We start from the raw sequence: 24,984 nt of genomic DNA on the forward strand, positions 1-24,984 counted from the left end.
CGCAGGCTAGCGAATGGGTGCAAGTCACCAGGGACTCGGCGGGCGTCGTGGCGGGCATGGGGTCGCACCTTCGCGGCACCCGCGCAAAAACATCGCAAAATCAACGGTTATCTGGACGCAGCGGGGTTGCGCTCGCCCTCCGCGAGCTCAGCGGAGCAGCTGGCGAATGCGCCGGGCGTACTCCTGGACCAGCCGGCGGGCGCCCGCTTCGTCGAGCGCCTCGGCCCACACGTGGGTCACCGGCTCCTCCGGGTCGGGCAGGGCCAGCGCCCAGCCGTCGTCGTGGAGCACCCGCACGCCGTCGACCAACTCCACCTGCCGGTCCTTCGACAGCTCCACCAGCGAGCGCATGACCGCGCCCTTCTGCTCCCACGGCGTCACCACGGTCTCGTGGGCGATGTGGACCGCCGGCAGGCTGCCCACCACCTTCGAGAGGGCGATGCCGTCGCTCGCCAGCAGCTCCAGCAGCTTCACCAGGGCGGCGGCGGCGTCGAACGAGGGCAGGAACGCCGGCAGGATGAAGCCGCCGTTGGTGCTGGCCGCGAAGGCCACGCCCTTCTTGGCCGCCGCGGCCATCAGCGCCGAGTTCGACAGCTTGGTGCGGATCACCTCGACGCCGTGCTCCCGGGCCAGCTCCTCGGCGCGCATGGTCGCCACCAGGGGCAGGGCGATCGCGGTCCCCGGCTCCAGCGAGCCCGACATGAGCGACACGAACGCCAGCAGCGACTGGACGTCGTCGAGGACGCGGCCGGTGTCGTCGATCAGCATCAGGTGCTCGCCGTCGGGGTCGATCACCGCCCCGAGGTGGGCGCCCGACGCCCGCACCAGCCGGGCGACGTAGGCGGCGTGCTCGTCGCGCTTCCAGTCCATGGCGCCGCTAGTGGAGGCATAGGGGTTGACCGCCAGGACGTCGGCGTTCAGCCGGGCCAGCACGTTGGGCATCACGAACGACGTGGCGCCGTAGGCGTAGTCGAGCACCACCTTGAACCCGGCGCGGCTGATGCGCTCGACGTCGACGGTGGCCTCGATGGCGGCGCTGTAGTGCTCCAGGTGGCGGGGCGGGAAGCCGATGTCGCCGATCTCGCCGGGGAACACCCGGCGGAAGTCCTCCCGCAGGAACAGGCGCTCGATCTTGCGCTGGCCGGCCTCGGTGATGTCGGCGCCGTTGGTGTCGAAGAAGCGGATGACCACCGACTGCGGGTCGCTCTCCACCAGCCGGATGGTCAGGGCGCCGGCGGCGTCGGGGCTGCGGGCGGCGAAGCGGGTGACCGGCACCGAGGCGACCTCGAGGTCGCGGGCGTTGACCCCCGCGGCGTTGAGGCCCGCCATGGCGGCCCGCTTCAGCATCCGCGACGACCGGCTGGAGTCGCGGGAGGTCACCACCGTGGCGTCCTTCTTCAGGGTGGTGGCGTAGGCCATCGCCACCCTGGTGGCCAGCTCGGGGGTGACGTCGACGTTGGAGAGGCCGGCCACGCCGAAGCGGCCGAACAGGCTGCGGGCGCCCCGCGACTCCCACACGATCGACGAGTTGATGATCGCCCGCGCCTCGACGGTCTTGAAGGGGTACACCTTCACCCCGGCGCTGAGCACGGCCTGGTCGCCGACGAAGCACTCGTCGCCCAGGACCACGCCCTCCTCGGCCCGCACGCCGTTGCGCAGGTCGCAGGCCCGGCCGACGGTGGCGCCCCGCAGGCGCACGCCCTCGCCGATGTAGGTGTTGTCGTGGACGATGCTGCGCTGGAGGTCGGCCCCGCCCCGGACGCGCACGTTGGTGCCGAGCACCGTGTACTCCCCCAGCCGGGCGGTGGCCTCGATCCGGCAGTAGTCGCCGATGATGGCGGGGCCGACGACCTCGGCGTCCGGGTGGATCTCGGCGCCCTCGCCGATGTACACGCCGTCGCTGATCTCGAAGCCGGGGACGTCGATCGTCACCTTGCCGTCGAGCACGTCCTTGTGGGCCCGCTGGTAGGCCTCGAGGGTGCCGACGTCCTCCCAGTAGCCCTCGGCGACGGCGCCGAACAGCGGCTTGCCGGCCTCCAGGATCTTGGGGAACACCTCGGAGGAGAAGTCGACCGAGCGGTCGGGCGCGATGTAGTCGAAGACCTCCGGCTCCAGCACGAAGATCCCGGTGTTGATGGTGTCGCTGAACACCTGGCCCCACGTGGGCTTCTCCAGGAAGCGCTCGATGCTGCCGTCCTCGCGGGTGATGACGATGCCGAACTCGAGCGGGTTCTCCACCGGGGTCAGCCCGATGGTCGCGAGCGCACCCTTCTCCTCGTGGAACGCCATGATCGAGCCCAGGTCGATGTCGGTGACGACGTCGCCGGAGATCACCAGGAAGCGCTCGGTCAGCACGTCCATGGCGTTGCGGACCGACCCGGCCGTGCCCAGCGGCGTCTCCTCGGTGGCGTACGACATGCGCACGCCCAGCTCGGAGCCGTCGCCGAAGTAGTTGCGGATGTGGTTCGCCAGGAAGGCGACCGTCACGACGATCTCGTCGACCCCGTGCTCCTTGAGCAGGTTGACGATGTGCTCCATCATCGGGCGGTTCGCCACGGGCATCATCGGTTTGGGCGCGTTCGAGGTGAGGGGCCTGAGCCTGGTGCCCTCACCTCCGGCCATGATCACGGCCTTCATGGGAAGGAACCTACCCCCTTGCTGCCCTTCCCTCCGAGAGCGCGCTCCGCGCGAGCGGGACGTACAGGGCGGCGGCGTAGAGGCTGAACGCCAAACCCGGGATCCCGGCGACCCAGGCCAGGTCGAAGGCGGTGTCGGCCCACGAGACGGTCGACTCGGACGCGAGGAAGAGCGGGAACGCGACCATCAGCCCGAAGGTCCCGGCCTTGCCGAACCAGGTCACGTCGATGCGTTTCGCGCCCAGCGCGGCGAGAAGAATCGTGGCTCCGCCGACGAGGAGCTCGCGGGTGAGGACCACCACGGCGAACCACGTGGGCACCGACCCGTCGATCAGGATCCCGCCCGCGCCCAGGAAGAACAGCAGGCGGTCGGCCACGGGATCGAGGACCTTGCCCAGCTCGCTGGTCTGGTGCAGGTGGCGGGCCAGGTAGCCGTCCACCCAGTCGGTGATGCCGAGCGCAGCCAGGAGCAGGGCGGCGGCCAGCCGGTCCTCGGCGCCGAACAGCAGCCAGAGGAACACCGGCAGGCAGACCAGGCGCACCACGGTGACGACGTTGGGCAGCGTCATCAGACGATCGGTCGACTCGGTCGACTCCGTCGGCTCGATGGCGGGCCCGTCCTGCATCGGGCGGGAGACTACGCAGGAATAACGTGTCCAACCATGCCGACCCTGTTCACGCGCATCATCGACGGCGAGATCCCCGGGCGCTTCGTGTGGAAGGACGAGGCGGCGGTCGGGTTCCTGACCATCGCCCCGATCACGCCCGGCCACGTGCTGGTGGTGCCGCGCGAGGAGGTCGACCACTGGCTCGACCTGTCGCCCGACCTGGCCGCGCACCTCATGCAGGTGGCCCAGGTGGTGGGCCAGGCGCAGATGGCGGCGTTCTCCCCCAAGCGAGTGGGGCTCATCGTCGCCGGCCTGGAGGTGCCGCACTGCCACCTCCACCTGGTGCCGATCGACTCCGAGGCCGACCTGTCGTTCGCCAAGGCTGACCACTCCCCCGCCCCGGAGGCGCTCGACGACGCGGCCGCGCGGCTGCGGGAGTCGCTCCGCACCGCCGGCCGGGGCGAGCACGTGCCGGACGCCTAGAGTAGCGGCGGGTCGTCGTCGGCCGAGGGCTCGTAGGGGTCGATCAGCTCCGGGCCCTTGTTGCGCACCGAGTTCACCTCGGTGGAGACCGGGTGCATCGTGATGATCGACGTCGGGGCCGGCACCAGCAGCTGGCCCAGCGTCTCGACGTCGTCGTTGGCCGGGTCGAGCCACTCCGCCCACTTCGACGCCGGCAGGATCACCGGCATCCGGTCGTGGATCTTCGCCATCGTCTCGTTGGGCGTGGTGGTGATGATGGTGGCCGACCGCAGCGGCGACTCGTCCGCCTCGGTGGTCGTCGGCGGGGCGGCGTCGCCCTCGACCTTCTCGCGCTTGGGCCGCCACACCTCCCACAGGCCGGCGAAGGCCAGGGGCTCGTCGTTGGGGTTGTGGATGTAGTGGGGCTGCTTGCGCTTCTGCCCCTCGATCTTCTGCCACTCGTAGAAGCCGTCGACCGGGATGATGCAGCGCCGCCGCTTGAACGCCGCCCGGTAGGCGTTCTTGGTGGCGATGCCCTCGGCCCGGGCGTTGATCATCTTGGAGCCGATCTTCGGGTCCTTCGCCCAGCTGGGCACCAGGCCCCAGTGGAAGGCCTCGACCTTGCGGATGCCGCCGTCCTCGGTGACCGCGTAGATGTCGTTGGTGGGCGCCACGTTGAACGACGCCTCCAGGTCGATGTCCGGCCCCTCGGCGTCGAAGTACCGGGCGATCTCGTCGGGCGGCGAGGCGGAGACGAAGCGGCCACACATGGCTCCGGACCCTACCGGGCCGTCAGGAACCGGCGAGCGACGCGGCCACGGCGTCGACCAGCACGGGGAGCGCCCGGAAGCCGGCCTCCGCGTCGGCCACGTCGTCGGGCACGGTCAGGGACACCCCGAAGCCGCCGTCGACCCAGACGAGCTGGGTGGCACCGTCGCGGGCGACGGCGAGCACGTGATCGCCGTCGAGGCCCGGCGCCTCGCCGTCGACCTCCTCGATCTCGTCGTCGTTCAGCTCGGCGCCCCGGCGCATGTCCTGGAGCACCTCGGCCCGGTCGCCGTCGAGGGTGCCGGCGTTCACGCCGACGTTCTCGTCGACGCCGGCAAGGCTGATGGGGCAGACGAGCAGCTCACGGTCGTCGGGCGGACCACTGATGAAGCCGTCGCCGGCCAGCTCGGCGCCGTCGGGATCGTCGACACCCAGGGCGTCGGCGACGGCGACGGCCCCCGCCTCGTCGAGCACGAAGCAGCCCGTCTCCGCCACGCCCCGCGTGAAGTCCTCCTGCCGGTCGCTGCCGGCTGCCTCGTAGGCCTCCTCGGCCGCAGCGTTGAAGGGCTCGACGAGGCTGGCGCCGTCCGGCTCGTCGACGCGCCCGCCGCTGTCGTCGTCGTCACCGGAGCACGCCACGCCCGCCAGTGCCACCGTGAGTGCCACCAGCAGCGAGAACCGGACCGGTCGTGATCTTCTCGTCGACATGGCAGCCGACGGTAGTGCCGGTCGCGCCGACCGTTCGGCGCGACCGGCGCACGTCGGGTCAGAGTCCCAGCTTGTGCCAGGGACCGGTGATGGCGAACGTGATCCCCGGGCTCTGCAGGTTCACGAACAGCCACTGGCCGTGCTTCGGCTCGAACGTGGCGCCGCACCACTCGGAGCCGGAGAAGTCGCCGACGAAGCCGCGCTCGCCGTTCAGCACCGCGGCGTTCTCCGCGAAGCGGAAGATCTGGCCCCGCTGGGTCAGGCCGTGCAGGTACTCGACACCGCTGCCGTCCTCGCAGAGGATCATCCCGCCGCGGGGGCTGAGGCAGATGTTGTCCGGCGCGTCGAGCACCTCGGGGCCGGGGCTGGAGAAGATCAGCTCCAACCGGCCGGTGCGCAGCGACAGGCTGAACACCTGGCCGTTGAACGGGCCGCCCGACGTGGTGACGAAGTACATCTTCCGGTCGTGGTACCAGATGCCCTCGAGCCGCTCGAACTGGGCGCCGCCCGCGACGATGCCCTGCTGGACCGTCGAGGTCTCACCCGGGCCCGGGTCCGGCTGGTCGACGTCGACCCAGTGCACCCGGCCGTAGTCGCGGGGGCCGGCATCGGCGTAGGTGACGTACGAGGTATCGCCGATGGCCAGCATCTGCAGCTTCCCGTCGCCGGTGGGCCGGTGGCGGTACTTGGGGACGAACCGGTACAGGCCCGAGGGCGTGGAGTCCTCGGTCAGGTAGGTGATGTTCGTCTCCGGGTCGGTCGCGGTCGCCTCGTGCGAGAAGCGGCCCATCTGCCGGAGCGGCTCACCGGTCGCCGTGCCGTCGGCGGGCACGTCGAACACGTAGCCGTGGCGCACCGCGCCGTTGACCAGCGTGGTCTCCTCGCACGACAGCCACGAGCCCCACGGCGTCGGGCCACCGGCGCAGTTGCGGATGGTGCCGGACAGGCTGGCCCAGGAGTCGACGAACTCGCCGTCGTCGGTGTCGAACACCAGTGTGCTGGTGCCGCCGTTGGCCATCGGGTCGTAGGTCATGCCCTCGGCGAACGCGCCGCTGAGGCTGCCCTGCTCGTGGTTGCGGACGATGTGCACCAGCTCGCGGTCGCGGCCGCGCCGGCGGTCGTGACCACCCCGCCCGTTGCGGACCCGGAACGCCGCCATCCCGTCGTGGGCCGACGGCGTGGCGATGCCGTCACCCATCGGGTCGCCGGTCCAGCCGTAGGTGGTGTAGTCGAAGCCCCTCGGCAGCTTGATGAGCTCCAGGCCGGTGGCGCGGTCCTTCACCGGCACCAGCTCGGGCGGCGACACCGGGCGGTGCGACCCGCCGCGGGTGCTGGCGCCGGCGCCTGTCGCCCCCAGCACGTCGATGCCCAGACCCGTGGTCACACCGGCCGCGGCCAGTGCGGACGCGCCCTTCAGGAGCGACCGGCGCCCCACGCCGGTCGATGTCAACTCAGTCATTCCCCGTCTCCTCCAGGTCGGTTTCCACCCAACTCCGGAGGCGACCGTACGGGGCCCGATCGACCTCCCGGGAAGGACGGGAAGACGGTCGGGCCGCCGGCAGATGAACGCTCGGTGACCTGGCCCCGATCACGATCTTTATGAGTTCTTTGCCCCTGACCTGGGCTTCTTTACGTGCCCTTTGCAGGCCCACCCGTACCGTCCCGAGCGATGACGGCTCCCGCCTCCTCCGACTTCGCCACCACCTTCGAGGCGCCGGCCCCGCTCCCCGCGGAGCCGCCGGTCGAGCTGCTGCCGCCCGACAGCGTCGGCTACCGGCTGAAGCGTCGGCTGCTGGGCAAGCCCATGCACTCCGAGCAGCTCGAGCACGAGCGGCTGGGCAAGCCGACGGCCCTCGCGGTGTTCGCCTCCGACAACCTGTCGTCGTCGGCGTACGCCACCGAGGAGATCCTCCACATCCTGGTGCCGGCGGTCGGCATCGCCGCGTTCTCGCTGGTCGTCCCGATCACGCTGGCGCTGCTGGTGGTGCTGGCGTTCCTGATCCTCTCGTACCGGGAGACCATCAAGGCCTATCCGTCGGCCGGCGGCGCCTACCTGGTGACCCGCGACAACTTCGGCGAGGGCCTCGCCCAGGTGGCGGGGGCGTCGCTGCTGACCGACTACGTGCTGACCGTCGCCGTGTCGATGTCGGCGGGCACGGCGGCGCTGGTCTCGGCGTTCCCGGCGCTGGCGCCATACCGGGTGCCGATCTCACTCGTGTTCATCGCCGTCGTCGCCCTCGGGAACCTGCGGGGGGTGCGCGAGTCGGGCCGGATCTTCGCCGTGCCCACCTACTTCTTCATGGCCAACATGGTGCTGCTGCTGGTCGTGGGCGTCGTCCGCCACCTGCTGGGCGACCTCCCCGAGGGTGGCGGTCACCTCCCCGGGATGATCGAGTTCGGCGACCAGGGAATGGGCCTGCTGATGGGCGCCTCGCTCTACAAGGTCCTGACCGCCTACGCCTCCGGTGGCGCCGCGGTGACCGGCGTCGAGGCGATCTCCAACGGCGTGCCCGCCTTCCAGAAGCCGGAGTGGCGCAACGCCCGCCAGACCCTGGTGGTGATGGGCGTCAGCCTCGGGGCCATGTTCCTGGGCCTGTCGTTCCTGGCATCCCAGATCAAGGTCGCCCCCTACGAGTCGGGCACCCCGACCGTGATCGCCCAGATCGGCGAGGCGGTGTTCGGCGGCGGCCTGCTGGGCGACGTGCTCTTCTACTCGCTGCAGGCCGGCACCATGCTGATCCTGATCCTGGCGGCCAACACCGGCTTCGCCGACTTCCCCCGGCTCGCCAGCTTCCAGGCCGAGGACCGGTTCCTGCCCCGCCAGCTCACCAAGCGGGGCCACCGGCTCGTCTACTCCAACGGCATCGTCGCCCTGGGCGCGGCGGCCGCGGTGCTGGTCGTCGCCACCGGTGCCAAGGTGACCCAGCTCATCCCCCTCTACGCGGTGGGCGTGTTCACCGGGTTCACGCTGTCGCAGGCGGGCATGACCAAGCACCACTGGCGGCTGCGCGAGGAGGGCTGGAAGCGGGGCATCGCCATCAACGGGTTCGGCTGCTTCCTGTCGGCCGTGGTGCTGGTGATCATCGCCGTCACCAAGTTCAGCCACGGCGCCTGGCTGATCCTCGTGATCCTGCCGGTGCTCGTGCTCATCTTCCTGCGGGTGCACCGCCAGTACATGGCCGAGGACGCCCAGCTCGAGCACGACGTGCCGCTGGCGATCAACGTCCCGATCATGCGGCGCCACGTGGTGCTCGTGTTCGTCGACAAGCTCGACGCGGCGACGGCGCGGGCCATCCAGTACGCCCGCACGCTGACGCCCGACGAGCTGCGGGCGGTCCACTTCGCCCTCGACCCCCAGGCGGCCGAGGAGCTGGGCGAGCGCTGGGCCGAGGCGGGCATGTCACGGGTGCCCCTCGACCTGGTGGCGTGCCCCGACCGGCGCCTGACCCGGGCCGCGGTCGAGCTGGTGGCCCGCGACCTGGCCGACGGCGAGACCGAGGTGTCGGTCCTGCTGCCGGACCGGAAGTTCAAGGGCTTCTGGAACCGCATCCTGCACGACCGCACCGCCGAGGCCATCGAGCGCGACGTGTCGCAGCTGCCGCACGCCAACGTCACCACCGTGCCGTTCCACTTCGGCCCGGACGGACAGCCGGTGGGTGGCTTCCGGACGAGCCGTGACGCGCTGCCGGTGTCGCGCAACGGTGGGTCGGCCGCCGCCGGCCCCAAGCACCCGGGCGTGCCGCCGGTGGCGGAGGTCCCGGAGCGGTCGGAGCCGTCGTCGCCGGCCCCCCGGCGGACGGCGCCGGCCGAGGGCATCACCCCGATCGTCGACGTGCGCTGGCGGCAGCGGGTGACGATCGAGGGTCGGGTGCAGACCCTGCGGGTGAAGCCCAGCGCGGGCAGCAGCACCGTGGAGTGCGTCGTCGAGGACGGCACGGGCGCCATGTCGATCGTGTTCGTCGGCCGGCGCCACATCGGCGGCCTCGAGGTCGGCACCCGCATCCGGGCCCAAGGCACCGCCGCCGAGTGGAAGGGCAAGCTCGCCATCCTCAACCCGGCCTACGCGCTCCTCGTGCATCGGCAGGAGTGACCCCGGGAGGCAGACTCCTGGAGTGCTCGCCGACTCGCCGCCCCCCGCCCGCCGGGTGCTGGCCGCGCTCGCCGGGCTGGCGCTGGTCGGGCTGCTCACCGCGGCGTTGCTGCCCGTCCGGGAGGACGTCAGCGTCGCCACCCCCGCGCTGCTGCTGGTGGTGCCGGGCATCGTGGCCGGGCTGCTGGGCGGGCGGCTGGCGGCGCTGGTCACGTCCACGGCCGCGGCCCTCGCCCTCGACCTGACCTTCATCGAGCCCTACGGGACCCTCGACGTCCACGTCGTCGACGACGTGGTGGCCCTGGTGACGTTCGTGGCGGTGGCGCTCACGGTCGCCACGCTGCTGACCATGGCCACGGAGCGGCGTCGCCTCGCCGAGCGCCACGCCGCCGAGCTCGTCGCCATGGAGCAGGCGGGCGACGCCCAGAAGGCGCTGCTCCGGTCGGTGTCGCACGACCTGCGCACGCCGCTCGCCGCCATCCGGGCCGTCACCACCGACCTGCGCGACGACTCCGCCGCCTACGACGAGACCACCCGTCATGAGCTGCTCGACATGGTCAGCGACGAGGCCGAGCGCCTCGACCGCCTGGTCGCCAACCTCTTGAGCCTCAGCCGCGTGGAGGCAGGGGCCCTGGCGCCCGACCTGCAGGCCGTCGACCTCGACGAGCTGCTCGCCGACCGGGTGCGGCGCCTGCCGCGCATCCTGAAGGACGTGAAGGTGGAGACCCACGCCCCCGAGGTGCTCCCCCTGGTCGATGCCGACTACACCCTGCTCGACCAGGTCCTCACCAACCTCCTGGAGAACGCCGCCCGCCATGCCCCCGCCCACAGCACCATCCGCATCGACGTGCGGGAGCTACGCGGCGACGACAGCGTCGAGGTGGCCGTGAGCGACCAGGGCGGTGGCGTCCGGCCGGCCGACCGCCAGTGGATCTTCGAGCCGTTCCGCAGCGGCAAGAGCAGCCACACCAGCGGCATCGGCCTGGCGATCTGCAAGGCGATCGTCGAGGCGCACGGCGGGCACATCACGGTGGGCGACAGCGTCGACGGCAAGGGCGCCCGCTTCGCCTTCACCCTGCCCGTCCACTGGGCCCGGCCGGAGCCCGCCGATGGCTGAGCCGTCGAGGCCGTCGGGGCCGGCGGGAGCTCCCGGGCCATTGGTCCTGGTGGTCGACGACGAGCCGGCCATCCTGCGGGCCTTGAGCACGGCGTTGAAGGCCCGAGCGTTCCGGGTCGAGGTGGCGACCAGCGGCCAGGAGGCGCTGGAGCGCACGGCCCTCGTGTCGCCCGACGTGGTGGTGCTCGACCTCGGCCTGCCCGACATCGACGGCATCGAGGTGCTGCGGCGCATCCGGGGCTGGTCGGAGGTGCCGGTGGTGGTGCTCACCGCCGAGGGCGCCGAGGACCGCAAGATCGAGGCGCTCGACGACGGCGCCGACGACTACGTCACCAAGCCCTTCTCCACCCCCGAGTTGCTGGCCCGGCTGCGGGTGGCGCTGCGGCACCGGCGGCGGGCGTCGGGTGACGCGGACCCCGGTGATCCCCCGATCCTCGAGGTGGGCGACGTCCGGGTCGACCTCCCGCACCACACGGCCTCGGTCGCGGGGCGGCGGCTCGACCTGACGCCGAAGGAGTTCGGGTTCCTCGCCGTGCTGGCCCGCCACGCCGGCAAGGTGCTCACCCACCGCATGATCCTCCAGGACGTGTGGGGGCCCGAGTACGGCACCGAGAGCGAGTACCTGCGGGTCTACGCCAGCCAGCTGCGCAAGAAGCTGGAGGAGGACCCGGCCCGCCCCCGTCTGGTCACCGAACCGGGCGTCGGCTACCGCCTCATCGATCGCGACACGCCCGTCTGACCCTGCTAGGAACCGTGAATGGCCTTCATTCATACCGTTCCCGAGGACGCGGCCGACGGTGAGGTCGCCGAGATGTACGAGACCGACCGCTCGAACCTCGGGTACGTCGCCAACTACACGAAGGCGTTCTCGCTGCGGCCGAACGTGATGCAGGCCTGGGACGGGCTGGCCGGTGCCGTGCGGTCGGGCATGGAGCTGCGGGCCTACGAGCTGGCCACCGTGGCCGCGGCGCAGCAGCTGCGGTCGAGCTACTGCTCGTTGGCGCACGGGAAGATCCTCGCCGAGCAGGTGTTCGACGGCCCGGACGCGGCGCGGGCGGCGGTGGTCGATCCCGCCGGCTCGGGCCTCGCCGAGGTGGACGTGGCGGTGATGGACCTCGCCGGCAAGGTCGCCGCCGACGCCGCCTCGGTGACCGAGGGCGACATCCAGCGGCTCCGCGACCTGGGCTGCAGCGACACCGACATCCTCGACGTGATCCTCGCCGCGTCGCTGCGCTGCTTCTTCAGCAAGGTGCTCGACGCCACCGGCTCGCTCGCCGACAGCGCCTTCCGGTCGCTCGACCCGCAGCTGCGCGACGTCCTCACGGTCGGGCGCCCGATCGCCGACGCCGCCGAGGGATCCGGACCCGAAACTTCGACACAGGTGGCGCTCTAGCGACCGTTTCTGTCGAGGTTTCGGTGGGTGGCGACGCTCAGTAGACGATGTCGGGGCGGGACTTCTTGCCGTTGTCGGTGTAGGGGATGGCGTCGACGGCCCGGACGGCGGCGGGGACGGCCTTCTTGCCGACCGCCAGGCGCACCGCCTCCTTGAGCTGACGCGGGAGGCCGGTGGCGGCGAGGTCGACACCGGGGGCGGGCAGCACGTCGAGGGCGATGGCCCAGCCGCGGTCGGTCTTCACCGGGCGGGCCAGGGCGTCGGCGATCTCGTCGCGGTGCGCGGCGAGCACGGCGTGCTCCACCGCCTCCAGCGAGACCCGCTCGCCGTCGAGCTTCACGAACGTGGAGCGGCGGCCGCTGATGTAGAGGTAGCCGTCCTCGTCGACGTGGCCGAAGTCGCCGGTGAACAGCCAGCCGTCCCGCAGCACCTCGGCGGTGGCGGCCGGGTCGCCGTAGTAGCCGTCCATCAGGGTGGTCCCCCGCACCACGATCTCGCCCTCGTGGCCGGCGGGCACCTCGGCGCCGGCGTCGTCGAGGATCCGCACCGTCAGCCCCTGGATCGGCGTGCCGACGGAGGTGGGGGCCTTCTCGTAGGCGTCGGCCGGGAGGATCGCGATGCGGGCCGCGGCCTCGGTCTGGCCGTACATCGGGAACAGGCGGCAGTCGGGGGGCAGGGTCGCCACCAGGGCCGCGGCGTCGTCCGGTTCGAGGCGCCCGCCGGCCTGGAGCACCAGGTCGACGGCGAGGGTGCGTCCCGGGGTGCGGGCGAGGCTGGCGGTGAGCGACCGCAGCTGGGTGGGCACTCCCGCCATGGCGTTGGCCCCGCCCTCGGTGAAGGCCCGCAGCACGTCGCCGGGGAACTCGGCGCGCTCGACGCAGTAGAGCGACGCGCCCACCCGCAGGTGGGTGTTGAGCACCGACAGGCCGAAGCTGTGGGCCAGCGAGAGCACCAGGGCGGTGCGGTGGTCGGGGCGCACGGGCACCCGGTCGAGGATGGCCTCGGCGCTGTGCACCAGCGCCGAGTGGCTCAGCTCCACCATCTTGGGGCGGCCGGTGGTGCCGGAGGTGAAGAGGTCGACCGCGGGCCGGGTCGGGTCGGCGAAGTCGATGCCGTTGGGGCCGCCGTCGGGGTCGGCGGGCCCGGTCGGGAGGGCGATCGTCGTCTCGTCGCGACCCCGGCGGACCACGACGACGCCGTCGCCGGCCTGCACGATCGCCGAGAGGTCGGCGGCGTCGAGGTAGGCGGGCCAGGGCGGCTGGTCGATGCGGCGGGCCAGCACGGCGGTGTTGCCGGCGGCGAGGATCGCCAGGTAGGAGGCCACGGCACCGAAGCGGGGGCCGATGTCGAGGCCGACCCGGGTGCCGGTGAGGCCCTCGGCGGCGAACGCCCTCGTCAGCCCGGCCACGGCCGCCCGCAGCTCCCCCCGGCTCTGGGTTCCCTCGGTGGGCGACACCAGCACCGGAGCGTCGTCGGATCCCTCCGCCAGGAGATACCGCGCCAGGTTGGTCCGGTCGTTCATTGCCCGCTCCCTGTCGCCCGGGCCGCCGTGCCCCTGACGTACTCCGTCAGGTTAAGTCGTCACGCCACGACACGCAGCCGTCCACGTACGTGGGCAGCTCCGTGCGGGCGAACCACGCCGGGTCCCAGTCGTGGGCGGCGACGGCGGCGCCGTCGCACCAGACGTAGGTCCAGACCTGCCGATCGTCGCCCAGGACCAGTTCACGGCGGTCGTAGGCGTCGCCCTCGAAGGCGTCGAGCACGGCCCACTCCCCCGCCGACAGCCCCGTCAGCACCTGGCCCGCCGCCCCTCGGCCGGAGCCATCGGTCGCCGGCACCAGCCCCGGGTACACCCGCCCGGGCAGCGCCGCCGCCCGCCAGCCCGGGAGCGACGCCGGGGTCATGATCGGCACCCGGCCCAGCACGGCCTGCAGCACGTCGGGGAACAGCAGCGTCCCGTACACGAACAGCACGGCCGCATTCTCCCGTTCCTCGGTCAGGGCGCGGGTGCGGCGGCGCGGAGCCAGTCCCGCACCTGGGGCAGCAGCCAGCGGGCGGCGCGCCGGCCGCCGGAGGGGGCGAGGTGGACCGAGTCGGCGAACACGGTCCCGTCGTCGGGGAGCGACTCGACGTAGGCGTTCAGGTCGAGCACCCGGGCGCCGGGCACGGTCGCCGCGGCCCGGACGTTGGTGGCGTTGCGGCAGTCGACGGCCTCCCGGGTGCCCGGCAGCAACGTGGCCGTGTAGGGGCTGGTGGCGTACGCCAGCGCGGCGCCCCCGGCGGTGAGCAGCTCGGCCTCGTCGCGGAGGGCCTGCTCGAGGTAGGCGTCGTAGCGGGGGTCGCACTCGGGCACCCACCGGCCGTCCACCAGGTGGTCGTGGGTGAAGCCGGCGTTGGCCAGGTAGTAGACGACCACGTCGGGGTCGTACCGCTCGACGAGCTGGCGCCACATGCGGCGGCGCACCCCGTGGCACGGCTCGTCCTCGATGACGGTCTCGTCGGGCGCCACGGTTGGGCCGTCGGCGTTGACGATCGAGCACCCGTACTGCGACGCCCAGGCGACGTCGATCGGCGGTGCGCCACCGTCGCGCTCGGCCACGTCGACCAGCTCCGGGCCCCAGGCGCCGGGGCCGCTGTCGCCCACGAGCAGCAGCCGCGCGGCGTCGTCCGGGATGTCGCGCGGCGCCGGCAGGTAGAGGATCGGGCTGTCGATCGCCTGCTGCCGCGCCTGGTCCTCGAGGTCGTCCGCCAGCTCGGCGGCGTCGTCGAGCGTGGCCGACCGGGTGGGGCCGTCGGTGGCGATCAGCACCGCTCCCAGGGTCACGGCCACGGCCACGCCGGACGCCACCCAGGCCCGGCGGCCGGGCAGGGCGCCACGGCGGATCGGACGCTCCAGCCCGACGTACGACGCCGCGGCGACGGCCAGCGTGGTGGCGAGCCGCAGGGCGTCGGCCTCCCAGCGGTCGAGGCGCAGGCGGTCGGTCGAGATGTACACGAAGATCGGCCAGTGCCACAGGTAGATGCCGTAGCTGATCAGCCCGAGCCAGCGCAGCGGCGGGAGTGACAGCGCTCGGGCGACCAGGCCGGGCGGCCCGCCGGTGGCGGCCCAGATCACCGCGCACGACGCCAGCGCGAACACGGCGAGGCCGCCCCGGTAGTAGAGGCCCTCCGTGCCGTCGAGCGAGAGCACCAGCATCGTCATCACGAACAGCGCCGCCAGGGCGAGGATGTCCCGTTCGGGGGCCCGGCGCTGCGTGCGGCGGGTGCGGTTCAGCGTGAAGGTGGCGAGGGCCGCGCCCAGCAGCGTCGGGCCGAGGCGGGTCGGCGTCGAGAAGTAGGCCCAGTTGGTGTCGCTCTCGTTGTAGGTGAGGGCCATCCAGGCGAGGGACACGGCGGCGCCGCCGAGCGCCACGTTGCGGACCCGGTCGATCCTTCGGTGACGACGCAGCAGCAGCGCGGCGACCAGCGGCCACACCACGTAGAACTGCTCCTCGATCGCCAGGCTCCACATGTGCTCCAGCGGCGACTTCTGGCTGAAGAGGTCCCAGTAGGAGGTGGTGGCCGTGATGCGCTGCCAGTTGGTGACGTAGCCGAGGGTGGCGAGGGCGTCGTCGCGGAACAGGCTGCGCTCCGCGTCGGGCGTGTAGAGGAGCAGCAGCACCGACACCCCGACCAGCAGCAGCCACAGGGCCGGGAGCAGCCGGCGGGCGCGCCGGGCCCAGAAGGCGCCGAGGGCGATCCTGTCGTGCAGCAGCAGCGAGGTGATCAGGAAGCCGGAGAGGACGAAGAAGAGGTCGACGCCCAGGAACCCGCCCGGCAGGCGGTTCATGTGGAACACGACCACCGCCATGACGGCGACGCCCCGCAGCCCGTCGAGCGCCGGTTCGTGCACCAGCGGGGACCGGGTCGCGGGCGCACCGCCATCGCCATCCTCCGGAGCCCCCCGCTCCGCGACGCCTACCCCGGCAACCCCCGCCATTCCCCTACTCTGCCATTAAATGTCCCTTAGTAACTTTTCTCGCTCGTCCGGCGCCGGTGAACCGGACGGGGTGGCCCGTGCTGACGTCCAGGGGCCGTGCCCACCCCGGGCCGCTATTGCTGGTAGTGCTCCACCACGTCGCCCGGGCGGGCCTGCGCCTCGTCGGGGTCGACGCCGGCGTTGCGGCGGGCGCGGCGCTGGCGCAGCAGGTCCCAGCACTGGTCGAGGGCGACCTCGAGCTCCTGCAGGCGCTTGTCGGCCTCGGGCGTCTCGGGGTCCTGCGCCAGCGTCCGCTCGAGGGCGTGCTCCTCCTCGACCAGGGCGCCGATGCGTTCGATCAGGGTCTCGTCGTTCATGGCTCGTCCTCGGGTCTGCGTCTGCGGGCCACCCGCCCTCGTGTCCCTCGCATCCTGCCACCGGATCGGCCGGCTTCCGCGGCATCATTCTGCGGGTGACGCCCCGCCCCGAGCTGCACGACCTGGCCGCCGAGTACTGGGAGGGCGTGCTCACCACCTTCCCCACGTTCGCCACGCTGCTGGGCGACCACCGCTTCGACGACCGCATCGAGGACGTCTCCGTCGAGGCCGAGGACCGGCTCCGGGCCACCTGGCAGGAGTTGCTCACCCGGGTCGAGGCGCTCGACGTCGCAGGGCTCGACGCCGACGGGCGGGTCACCCACGGCCTCCTCCGCACCGAGCTGGAGCTGGGCGTCGAGCAGCTGGGGTTGCGGCGCTTGGAGCTGGCGTCCGACCAGATGGAGGGCGTCCACGCCGGCCTGCTCACCCGCGCTCCCCAGGTCACGGCCCCGACGCCCGGGAGCGCCACGGCGCTGGTGGCGAGGCACCGGCAGATCGGCGGGATGCTCGACCAGGCCGTCGAGCGGTTTCGGGCCGGGCTCGCCGCCGGACGCACGCCCGCGAGGATCGTCATCGACCGGTCGATCAACCAGCTCGACAACTACCTGGCGTCCGACCTCGGCACGGATCCGTTCGTGGCGCTGGCCGGCCCGCCCGGCGGCTGGGACGGCGAGGCGGCCTGGCGTGAGCAGCTCACCGAGGTGGCCCGCGACGTCATCCGGCCCGGCTTCCGGCGGTACCGCGACGTGCTGGAGAACGAGCTGCTCCCGGTGGCCCGGCCCGACGACCGTGCCGGCCTCTCGTGGCTGGGCGACGACGGCGGGAGCCTCTACGACGCCGCGGTCCGCCAGCACACCACCCTCCCCGACCTCGGCCCCGAGGAGATCCACCGGATCGGCCTCGCCGAGGTCGAACGCCTGGCCGACGAGTACGCCGAAGTGGGCGGGCGGCTGTTCGGCACCACCGACCAGACCGACGTCTTCGCCCGCCTGCTGGGCGATCCGGCGCTGCGCTACGACGACGCCGACCAGATCCTGTCCTACGTCCACCACTGCGTCGACAGCGCCTGGTCGCTGATGGGCGACTGGTTCGGCCGCCTGCCCGAGGCCCCCTGCGACATCCAGCCGGTGCCCGAGTTCCTGGCCGCCGACGCCCCGGCCGCCTACTACTTCCCGCCCGCGGCCGACGGCTCCCGGCCCGGTGCCTACTGCGTCAACCTGCACGCACCCCAGGAGCGGGGCCGCTACGAGACCGCCTCGTTGGCCTACCACGAGGCCATCCCCGGTCACCACCTGCAGCTCACCATCGCCAGCGAGCTGACCCACCTGCCGAGCTTCCAGCGCTTCTCGTTCTCGAACACGGCGTTCGAGGAGGGCTGGGCCCTCTACACCGAGCGGCTGGCCGACGAGATGGGCCTCTACGACGACGACCTCGACCGCCTCGGCCTGCTCGCGGGCGACTCGTGGCGGTCGTGCCGGCTGGTGGTCGACACCGGCCTCCACGCCCTGGGCTGGAGCCGCGGGCAGGCGATCGACTTCATGGTCGCCAACGTGCCCGCCGGGATCGATCACATCGAGGTGGAGGTCGACCGCTACATCGCCATGCCGGGCCAGGCGCTGAGCTACAAGGTCGGCCAGCTGGAGATCCAGCGGTTGCGGGCGTCGGCCGAGGCGGCGTCGGCGTCGAACGGCGGGTTCGACCTGAAGGGCTTCCACGACGTCGTCCTCGGCTCCGGTTCGCTGAGCCTCCCGGTCCTCCGCGAGGTCGTCGCCACCTGGACCACGCCGGAGTGACCCCGCCCGAAACTTCGACACAGCTGGCGCCATGGCGACCAGTTCTGTCGAAGTTTCGGCTCGGGCTCGGGCGCGGGCTCGGACCGCGCCGGAGTGACGACTAGCGGCGGCCGCGGGTCTCGGGTGGGAGGTGGCTCGGGCCGACGTGCTGCTCGAGCCAGGCGTTGAGCGGGCCGAGGTGGCGCCAGCCGTCGGCGACCACGTCGCGGGCCTTGTCGGTCTGCAGCCACGGCTCGGGCGGGTACGAGAACGTGCCGATGATGCCCTTCATGCGGAGCAGCTCGATGCGGGGGTGGTCGGCCGGGTAGCCCCGTGGAGCGGTCTTGAGCGCGTCGCGGGTCTCGATGCTGCCGCCGGCGCCTTCGAGGTCGGCGGCGATGCGCTCCAGGCGGGCGCCCGTCGTGTCGTCGGCGATGACCTCCCGCAGGCGGCCGAGCTGGTCCTTCGCCGGGTGGTACACACCGCCGCCGAGCAGCAGGCCGTCGGCGGCGATCTGCACGTAGAGCAGACCACCAGAGGTGCCGAACCCGATCGACGCCGCGGCCGCCGTCTTGTAGGGCGACTTGTCGGCCGAGAAGCGGGTGTCGCGGTTGGGGCGGAACACCTTGGCCTCGCCGAACTCGTCGGCCAGGTCGGCCAGGAGGTGCTCCAGCGGCGCCCGGACCTCGGCCTCGTAGCGGGCCTTGTTGGCGAGCCACCACACCCGCGTGTTGTCGGCGGCCAGGTCGTCGAAGAAGGTGGCGGCGCCCGGCCCGAACCCGGTGAAGGCCATGACGCCGACTCTACGGGGTCGTCGTCCCGGTAAGCGGCGGAGGCCGGTGCTGCGAGTAGACAGGCGTGGTCGACACGCTGGCGACGAGAGGGCCGGACATGGGAGCGGACGAGGCATCCCGGTTCGACGAGCTGTACCGACGCGAGTTCCACCCGCTGGTGGCACTGGCGTACGGCCTGTCGGGCAACCGGGCGGCGGCCGAGGAGCTGGTGCAGGAGGCCTTCGTGGCCGCCCACCGCGACTGGCGGAAGATCGGGGGCTACGACAACCCGTCGGCCTGGCTGCGCCGGGTGGTCCTCAACCGGTCGGTGTCGGCGTTGCGGCGCCGGGCGGCCGAGCGCCGGGCGCTGACCCGGCTGGGCGGCCAGCGGGCCCTCCCCGACGAGCTGCCCGAGCCCGACGAGGCGGTGTGGCGGGCCGTCCGGGCGCTGCCCCACCGCCAGGCCCAGGTCGTGGCCCTCTACTACGTCGACGACCGTTCCACGGCCGACATCGCCGCCGTCCTCGGCTGCGCCGAGGGGACCGTGCGGGCGCAGCTCCACAAGGCCCGCCAGACCCTCGCCAAGACCCTCGACCTATCCGTCGCCGACGACGAGGAGGCCTCCCGATGAGCGGCACGAGCGATCTCGACACCCGCCTGCGGTCCGCCGGCACCTCGCTGCACCGGGCGGTCGATCCGCTCGACCCCGGCGCGGCTCCGTCGGGTGCCGGCCGCCCCGACCGGAGGCCTCTCCTGGCGGCCGCGGCCGCCGTCCTGCTGGTCGTCTCACTCGCCGCCGTCGCCCTGGCGCTCCGCGACGACAGCGACTCCGACGTCACCACCGACCCGGAGGTCGTGCCCCGGCTGGTGCTCGACGAAGCGGTGGTCGGCCTACCGGCGACCGGCGCAATCGACCTGCCCCTCGCCTCCGACGAGGGCGGCCTCGGCAGTGCCGCCGACCTCGCCCTCTTCGACGCCCCCGCGCCGACCCGGCCGGGCGGCTCGCTGGACGTGCTGCTCCTCACGTTGCCGGCGGCCGAGGACGGGGCCACGATGGAGGTGTCCGAAGGTGACCCGGTGACCGTGCAGGGGGTGTCCGGTCGGGTCACGGAAGACCCGCTGCTCGGTCTGTCGGTCGGCTGGCAGGACGAGGATGGCCGGTCGTACGTGCTCGCCACGCGTGACACCGGCGCCCGCGAGGAGCTGCTGGCGACGGCGAACGCCGGGACGGCATCGTCGGACGGGTTCGCGCCGGGCCCGACCGGGGCAGGCGTCGACCCGCCGAGCCTTCGGGCCGCGGTCGACGACGTCGACATGTGGAGCGGCATCCCGGTGCCGACCTCCACTGTCGGTCACACCGTCGGCTACCAGTCCGACAGCGACGACGGCATGCGCACGGTGATGCTCACCACCTTCGCGGGCTCGGACGACGACGCCGAGGTCGTCCGCTGGATGACCGGGGCGCAGGAGCCCGTCGAGGTGCGCAGCCACGCCGGGTGGACGGGAGCGCAGGAGTTCACCAGCGGCAGCTCCGGCAGCGGATCGAGCGACGGCGGCACCCAGGAGGAGACCTTCACCAGCACGACCCGCACCCTGGTGTGGGAGGAGGCGCCGGGGGTCTACGTGGTGCTGCGGGGCACGGGCGACGGTGACGGCTTCGGAGTCGACGAGCTGCGGGCCGCGGCCGACAGCCTGCGGCCCGCCAGCGAGGCCGAGTGGGGTGCCCTGGGCGACCGGGCCGACTCGGCGGCCGAGCCCGACGCCTCGGCCGTCATCGAGGGCGAGTACGACGGCGGCACCTGGGCGGTGTACGTCGACGCCGAGGGGTCGCTGTGCGCGGGCATCAATGCCGACTCGTCGGGCACGTCCTCGTGCGGCTCGCCGGGGTCGCCGCCCGGTGGTGCCGAGATCCTCACCGACGACGACGGCACGCCGCTCGTCGTCTACGGCGCCCTCCCCGACGGCGCCACGGACGTCCAGGTCCCGAGCGGAGCGTCCGGAGTGTCCACCAGCCAGTCGAACGACGGCACCACCACCGTCTACGCGATCACGCTCGACGGAGGTCCCGTGCCCACCGAGGCGGTCTTCGTCGACGCTGCGGGCCAGGAGGTCGGCCGGGTGGCGGCCGGGTCGGGGCCCACCCAGGACACCATCCCCGGCACCGTCCCGTGACCTGACGCACACCTGCCGAGCACAGCGGCGCGATCGTCTCTACGGTGGCGGGGTGGCAACAGTGCTGGTGGCGGAGGACGAGCCGGCGATCGCCGACGCGGTGGTGCAGCGGCTCCGGAGCGAGGGCTTCGAGGCGCGGTCGGTCGGCGACGGGCTGCGGGCCGTCGAGCTGTGCCGCCAGCTGCGCCCCGACCTGGTCGTCCTCGACCTGATGCTCCCCAGCCTCGACGGCCTCGAGGTGTGCCGCCGCATCCAGGCCGACCGCCGGGTGCCGGTCGTGATGCTGACCGCCCGTGACGAGGAGACCGACCTGGTGGTGGGCCTCTCGGTCGGCGCCGACGACTACGTCACCAAGCCCTTCAGCCCCCGGGTGCTGGTGGCCCGCATCCGGGCGGTGCTGCGCCGGGTGGCCGACGCCGCCGAGGGCACCCTCCTGCGCCACGGCGACCTGGAGCTCAACCACGCCAGCCGCCGGGTGCAGCGGGCCGGCGCCGAGGTTCACCTGACGCCGATCGAGTTCGACCTGCTGGCCCACCTGCTGGCCCGCCCCAGCGTGGTGTTCTCCCGGGACAAGCTGCTGTTCGACGTGTGGGGCTACGCCGACGGCGCCGGCCCTCGCACGGTCGACTCGCACGTGCGGTCGCTGCGCCGCAAGCTCGGCGACGGGATCGTGCGCACCGTCCACGGCGTGGGCTACTCGCTGGGCTCCGTCGACCGGTGACCGGGTGGCGCCCGTGACCCGGTGGAACCGGGCCCGCCAGGCCTGGGCCGACTTCCGCCCACTCGACCGCATCGGGTCGATCAAGCTCAAGCTGGGCCTCACCATCGCGCTGGGCGTGTTCGTGAGCAGCGCGGTGTCGGTGGTCGGCCTGCGCTGGCACTGGCCGGTGTGGGTGCGCCTGTCGATCTCGATGGTGATCGCCCTCGCCCTGGTCCAGGTGCTGACCCGGGGCATGACGTCGCCGCTGCGGGAGATGGCGGCCGCCGCCCGCAACATGGCCGAGGGCAACTGGCGCGGCCGGGTCACCGACACGTCGGCCGACGAGGTGGGCGAGCTGGCCCGGGCCTTCAACGCCATGGCCGCCGAGCTGGCCGTGGTCGACCGCATGCGCAAGGACCTGATCGCCAACGTCTCCCACGAGCTGCGCACCCCGATCTCGGCGCTGCAGGCCCGGCTGGAGAACATGGTCGACGGCGTCGAGGCCCCGGACGAGGACCTGCTGCGGTCGATGCTCGACCAGACCGAGCGGCTGGGTCGCCTGGTGGCGCAGCTGCTGGACCTGTCGCGCCTGGAGTCCGGGGCGGTGCCGTTGCGGCGGGAGCTGCTGGAGGTGGCGCCGCTGCTCGACGCCGTGGCCGCCGAGGCCCGCCTGCAGGCGCCGGGCCGGGCGATCGAGACCACCGTCCATCCGGCGGACCTGTGGGTGCTGGCCGACCCCGACCGGGTCCACCAGGTGCTGGCCAACCTCACCGACAACGCCCTGCGCCACGGCCCCGCCGACCGTCCGGTGCGCCTGGCGGCCGCGTCCGCCGACCGCCACGTGGTGCTGACCGTGAGCGACGAGGGGCCGGGCATCCCCGACGCCGAGGCCGAGCGGGTGTTCGAGCGGTTCTACCGGGCCGACTCGGTGCGCCCCGGGTCGTCGGGCGGCGCGGGGCTGGGGCTGTCGATCGCCCGCTGGATCGTCGACCTGCACGGCGGCGACATCCGCGCCCGCGCCAACGCCCCGTCGGGCTGCAGCGTGGTCTGCCGCCTCCCCCGCCACTGAGCCCACCCCGGCGAAATGTGCACCGTGGCGCACGGATTCCGTGCGTTTCCGTGCAAGTTTCGGCTCGACTGACCCCGCTTCAGCTCGAGCGGCCGGTGAAGATGCCGGTGGCCCAGTCGCGCACGCTGGCGAGCCCGCCGCCGACGTCGCGCAGCAGCGACGCCAGGGCGTCCTGCGAGCGGGCGAACGCCGACGAGTAGTGGTCGGTGGCGTCCTTCACGTCCTGGGTGATGGTCGGCTGGCCGTCGTCGCCGCGGCGCGGGTAGTCGCCGCCGAGGATGCGGGTGTAGTCCCCGTCGTCGACCCAGCGCTGCAGCTCGGCGGCCCGCACCACCATGAACGGGTGGCTGCGGGCCTCCAGGAGGAGCAGCTTGAGGACGCTGTCACGCACGTCGGGTGACGCCAGGTACTCGTCGCCCTGGGCCCGGAAGGCGGTGATGTCGAGGTCGTCGAGGTGCCCGCCGCCGGCCCGCTTCATGTGCCAGCGCAGCGCCGCCGCGGGGTCCTGCGTCGCCAGCAGGCCGGCCCGGTCGCCCGACAGCTCGGCCTTCCGCTGCCACTCGAACAGCGCCGCGACGATCGCCCGCAGCCCCAGCGCCCCGAACGGGATCCACGACCAGGCGCCCGACATGTTGAGCAGCCGCAGCAGCATCGTCGTGTAGAGGGCGTGGCCCGACACGGCATGGCCCAGCTCGTGGCCGAGCACGAAGCGCAGCTCGTCGTCGTCGAGCAGGTCGACCATGCCGCTGGTGATCACGATGAACGGCTTGTCGAGGCCGATCGTCATGCCCTGCGGGTTGGGGTCGGCGTAGACGTAGAGGTCGGGGAGGTCGCGCACGTCGAGCGCCGCCGCAGCTTCCAGGTAGCGCTGGTAGACGCCGGCGAACTGCCGGTGGTCGACCCGCACGGCCGAGCCGACGTAGACGAGCCGCAGCGCCCGCTCGTTCCAGAGGGCGAACAGCTTCTTGACCACGAAGTCGAAGCCCCGGAGCTGGCGGAGGGCGTTGAGCGCGCCCCGGTCGGCCGGGTGCTCCCAGGCTCGGGAGCTGATCTCCGTGAGGGCGACGCGGGTGCGCGCCAGCTGGTCATCCGTCACGGTCCCCAACGTAGGCGCCCTCGCCGGCGTGGGGACCGCGGCTCGTGGGAACTCCGGGGCGGGTGACGAGCGTCTCACGGGCATGATACGACGACGAGGTGGGCGGGCCCGCTGGTCGCTGCTCGCGACGATGGTGGTGCCGGTGGCGCTGGTGGTGGGGTGCAGCTCCAACTCCGACGAGAGCTCGAGCGAGGCGTCGTCGGGCGGCGCGGACGGCGGCGCACTGGAGCTCGGCGACGACCAGGCGGCGCGGGCCGAGGAGGCCGGCGGTGCGGGCGAGGGCACCGGAGACGGGGCCGAGCTGGCCGTCGACACGGTGGCGCTGGCGCAGGACCGGGAGGTGATCCGCACCGGCGTGCTGAACCTGAGCGTCGACGACGTCGCCGACGCCGCCACCGAGGTCCGTCGCATCGCCGGCGCTGCCGAGGGGTTCGTCGCCGACGAGCAGCAGCACGCCGCCGACGCCGAGGTGTCGATCACCGTGCGGGTGCCGACCGACGACTTCGACGGCGTGCGGGCCCAGATCGCCGACCTGGGCGACGTCGTGGAGCAGACGGTCGAGGCCCAGGACGTGACCGCCGAGATGGTCGACGTCGAGACCCGCATCGAGTCGCTGCAGAAGTCCGTGGACCGACTGCAGGGGATGCTCGGCGCGGCCGGCGACGTGATCCAGCTGTCGACGGTCGAGGGCGAGCTGGCACGGCGGGAGCAGGAGCTCGAGGCGATGCTGGGTCAGCAGCGGCTGCTGCAGGACCAGGTCAGCCTGGCGACGCTGACCGTCCAGCTGTCCGAGGACGAGGCCCCCACGCCCGACGACGACGCCGCCGGCTTCCGCGACGGGATGCGGCAGGGCTGGGTCACGTTCGTCGACGGCGGCCGGGCGGCGCTGGCCGTCCTCGGCTTCCTGCTGCCGTTCGCGCTGCCGGCCCTGCTGGTCGGCATCCCGCTGCGCTGGTGGGTCGTCCGCCGCCGCCCCACACCCGCCCCTCCCCCAGCGCCCGCCGACGCTTGACGTGGCGGGGCTCGGGCAGGGCTTCCGGACCGTCCCGTCCCGAGTCATCTGTGGTCACAAACCAACAGTCGAGTCATTCGTCGTCGGAGACCGACCACAAGCGACTCGAGAGCAACCGAACGACCACAGACAACTCGCCAGCCTGCCGGGGAACCAGCCGGCTACGGCTAGGGCAACGTCGGGACCAGCCCGAACTCCTCGCGCATCGCCGTCTCGGCCGCCCGCACCGCCCGGCGGTGGGCCTTGAAGAGGACGTCGCGGTCGGTGACGTCG

At 72.7% G+C, this 24,984-nt stretch carries 22 protein-coding genes; 11 read left to right on the forward strand and 11 right to left on the reverse strand.

Annotated elements, in window-relative coordinates; translation table 11 throughout:
• Positions 1-147 precede the first annotated feature (147 nt).
• Together VK611_07285 and VK611_07290 are read right to left on the reverse strand one after the other, a co-directional pair.
• Positions 148-2,637 carry a sugar phosphate nucleotidyltransferase gene (locus VK611_07285; GenBank protein HMG41117.1) on the reverse strand — a complete coding sequence of 830 codons (2,490 nt, stop codon included), beginning with the start codon at positions 2,635-2,637 and terminating at the stop codon, positions 148-150.
• 10 nt (positions 2,638-2,647) lie between these two features.
• On the reverse strand, positions 2,648-3,262 hold the full coding sequence (locus VK611_07290; protein ID HMG41118.1) for a CDP-alcohol phosphatidyltransferase family protein: 615 nt from the start codon (positions 3,260-3,262) through the stop codon (positions 2,648-2,650).
• Between the two features lie 36 nt (positions 3,263-3,298).
• On the opposite strand from VK611_07290, the gene VK611_07295 reads away from it, so the two are divergent.
• The gene (locus VK611_07295; GenBank protein ID HMG41119.1) at positions 3,299-3,727 is read left to right on the forward strand and encodes an HIT family protein; all 429 of its coding nucleotides are present in this window, start codon (positions 3,299-3,301) and stop codon (positions 3,725-3,727) included.
• On the opposite strand, the gene VK611_07300 is transcribed toward VK611_07295, so the two are convergent.
• Genes VK611_07300 through VK611_07310 form a run of 3 tightly spaced genes read right to left on the reverse strand, consistent with a single transcriptional unit; the run spans position 3,724 to position 6,641 of the window.
• A complete protein-coding gene (locus tag VK611_07300; protein ID HMG41120.1) occupies positions 3,724-4,476 on the reverse strand; it encodes an SOS response-associated peptidase in 753 nt (250 codons plus the stop codon). The genes VK611_07295 and VK611_07300 overlap by 4 nt on opposite strands.
• Positions 4,477-4,498: 22 nt before the next feature.
• Positions 4,499-5,182, reverse strand: a complete 684-nt coding sequence (locus VK611_07305) for a hypothetical protein (protein ID HMG41121.1) — start codon at positions 5,180-5,182, stop codon at positions 4,499-4,501.
• A 58-nt stretch (positions 5,183-5,240) separates the two neighbouring features.
• Positions 5,241-6,641: an alkaline phosphatase PhoX gene (locus VK611_07310; protein ID HMG41122.1), complete on the reverse strand. Its 1,401-nt coding sequence runs from the start codon at positions 6,639-6,641 to the stop codon at positions 5,241-5,243.
• Between the two features lie 210 nt (positions 6,642-6,851).
• On the opposite strand from VK611_07310, the gene VK611_07315 reads away from it, so the two are divergent.
• From VK611_07315 to VK611_07330, 4 genes are read left to right on the forward strand one after another with little or no spacing between them, the layout of a single operon-like run.
• Positions 6,852-9,272 carry an amino acid permease gene (locus VK611_07315; protein ID HMG41123.1) on the forward strand — a complete coding sequence of 807 codons (2,421 nt, stop codon included), beginning with the start codon at positions 6,852-6,854 and terminating at the stop codon, positions 9,270-9,272.
• A gap of 22 nt (positions 9,273-9,294) precedes the next feature.
• Positions 9,295-10,389: an ATP-binding protein gene (locus tag VK611_07320; GenBank protein ID HMG41124.1), complete on the forward strand. Its 1,095-nt coding sequence runs from the start codon at positions 9,295-9,297 to the stop codon at positions 10,387-10,389.
• Between the two features lie 49 nt (positions 10,390-10,438).
• Positions 10,439-11,128 (forward strand): response regulator transcription factor, encoded by a 690-nt coding sequence (locus VK611_07325; protein HMG41125.1) that lies wholly within the window; start codon positions 10,439-10,441, stop codon positions 11,126-11,128.
• A gap of 18 nt (positions 11,129-11,146) precedes the next feature.
• Positions 11,147-11,782 (forward strand): hypothetical protein, encoded by a 636-nt coding sequence (locus tag VK611_07330; protein HMG41126.1) that lies wholly within the window; start codon positions 11,147-11,149, stop codon positions 11,780-11,782.
• 37 nt (positions 11,783-11,819) lie between these two features.
• On the opposite strand, the gene VK611_07335 is transcribed toward VK611_07330, so the two are convergent.
• The 4 genes from VK611_07335 to VK611_07350 form a co-directional block, all read right to left on the reverse strand.
• Positions 11,820-13,304 carry a class I adenylate-forming enzyme family protein gene (locus VK611_07335; protein HMG41127.1) on the reverse strand — a complete coding sequence of 495 codons (1,485 nt, stop codon included), beginning with the start codon at positions 13,302-13,304 and terminating at the stop codon, positions 11,820-11,822.
• Positions 13,305-13,350: 46 nt separating this feature from the next.
• On the reverse strand, positions 13,351-13,755 hold the full coding sequence (locus tag VK611_07340) for a gamma-glutamylcyclotransferase family protein (GenBank protein ID HMG41128.1): 405 nt from the start codon (positions 13,753-13,755) through the stop codon (positions 13,351-13,353).
• A gap of 23 nt (positions 13,756-13,778) precedes the next feature.
• Positions 13,779-15,674 carry an acyltransferase gene (locus tag VK611_07345; protein HMG41129.1) on the reverse strand — a complete coding sequence of 632 codons (1,896 nt, stop codon included), beginning with the start codon at positions 15,672-15,674 and terminating at the stop codon, positions 13,779-13,781.
• 200 nt (positions 15,675-15,874) lie between these two features.
• The gene (locus VK611_07350) at positions 15,875-16,117 is read right to left on the reverse strand and encodes a DUF2630 family protein (GenBank protein HMG41130.1); all 243 of its coding nucleotides are present in this window, start codon (positions 16,115-16,117) and stop codon (positions 15,875-15,877) included.
• 95 nt (positions 16,118-16,212) lie between these two features.
• Here VK611_07350 and VK611_07355 point away from each other — a divergent pair, with 95 nt between their 5' ends.
• Positions 16,213-17,910, forward strand: coding sequence for a DUF885 domain-containing protein (locus tag VK611_07355; protein HMG41131.1), 1,698 nt, complete (start codon positions 16,213-16,215; stop codon positions 17,908-17,910).
• Positions 17,911-18,010: 100 nt separating this feature from the next.
• On the opposite strand, the gene VK611_07360 is transcribed toward VK611_07355, so the two are convergent.
• Entirely contained in the window at positions 18,011-18,682 is a 672-nt protein-coding gene (locus VK611_07360; protein HMG41132.1) for a DUF2461 domain-containing protein, read from the reverse strand.
• 98 nt (positions 18,683-18,780) lie between these two features.
• Here VK611_07360 and VK611_07365 point away from each other — a divergent pair, with 98 nt between their 5' ends.
• Genes VK611_07365 through VK611_07380 form a run of 4 tightly spaced genes read left to right on the forward strand, consistent with a single transcriptional unit; the run spans position 18,781 to position 22,603 of the window.
• The gene (locus tag VK611_07365; protein ID HMG41133.1) at positions 18,781-19,293 is read left to right on the forward strand and encodes a sigma-70 family RNA polymerase sigma factor; all 513 of its coding nucleotides are present in this window, start codon (positions 18,781-18,783) and stop codon (positions 19,291-19,293) included.
• Positions 19,290-20,834: a hypothetical protein gene (locus VK611_07370; protein ID HMG41134.1), complete on the forward strand. Its 1,545-nt coding sequence runs from the start codon at positions 19,290-19,292 to the stop codon at positions 20,832-20,834. The genes VK611_07365 and VK611_07370 overlap by 4 nt, the downstream gene beginning before the upstream one ends.
• 52 nt (positions 20,835-20,886) lie before the next feature.
• Positions 20,887-21,555: a response regulator transcription factor gene (locus tag VK611_07375; protein HMG41135.1), complete on the forward strand. Its 669-nt coding sequence runs from the start codon at positions 20,887-20,889 to the stop codon at positions 21,553-21,555.
• Positions 21,556-21,568: 13 nt separating this feature from the next.
• Positions 21,569-22,603 (forward strand): ATP-binding protein, encoded by a 1,035-nt coding sequence (locus VK611_07380; GenBank protein HMG41136.1) that lies wholly within the window; start codon positions 21,569-21,571, stop codon positions 22,601-22,603.
• Positions 22,604-22,682: 79 nt separating this feature from the next.
• Here VK611_07380 and VK611_07385 read toward each other — a convergent pair whose 3' ends face one another.
• The gene (locus VK611_07385; protein ID HMG41137.1) at positions 22,683-23,699 is read right to left on the reverse strand and encodes a M48 family metallopeptidase; all 1,017 of its coding nucleotides are present in this window, start codon (positions 23,697-23,699) and stop codon (positions 22,683-22,685) included.
• Between the two features lie 82 nt (positions 23,700-23,781).
• On the opposite strand from VK611_07385, the gene VK611_07390 reads away from it, so the two are divergent.
• Positions 23,782-24,711, forward strand: coding sequence for a DUF4349 domain-containing protein (locus tag VK611_07390; GenBank protein HMG41138.1), 930 nt, complete (start codon positions 23,782-23,784; stop codon positions 24,709-24,711).
• Positions 24,712-24,984 lie beyond the last annotated feature (273 nt).

The organism is Acidimicrobiales bacterium, from assembly GCA_035316325.1.
Taxonomy (GTDB): Bacteria; Actinomycetota; Acidimicrobiia; order Acidimicrobiales; family VFJN01; genus DASXTK01.